We start from the raw sequence: 334 nt of genomic DNA, 5'->3' as shown, positions 1-334 counted from the left end.
TTCAGTGTAACTGAATAGGAGGAGCCTTCTATAATACCCATCCTTCTGCTCATGCAATCCGCCATCCAGAGATTTGAGGCGGTTTTTGCTCTTTCTTGGACGCATATGCGAAGTAATTGTTCTTGAGTCAACGGGTTCTCGGCGATCACTCTTTTTTTGATGTTGGATAGTGAATCACCTTTGTCCAGCCCACCTTGCTGAACGCAAAGATCATACAGAGCAATATAAGTAATAACATAAACAACCTCCATTAATGACGAGGATAAGCGTCTCATCTCTCGTATACAAGTCTGTACATTTGAATTAAAGCTTGCAGCTTCGCGAAGTTGAATTC

General features: G+C 41.9%; 1 pseudogene. It reads right to left on the bottom strand.

Annotated features, from left to right (window positions below):
- Positions 1-334: pseudogene (locus tag M5B99_RS29895) on the bottom strand (hypothetical protein); the annotation flags it as partial.

The organism is Pseudomonas sp. MWU13-2100, from assembly GCF_023242365.1.
Classification (GTDB): Bacteria; Pseudomonadota; Gammaproteobacteria; order Pseudomonadales; family Pseudomonadaceae; genus Aquipseudomonas.
The sequence above is the reverse complement of the archived record's forward strand: the minus strand, read 5'-3'. Positions and strand labels throughout refer to the sequence as shown.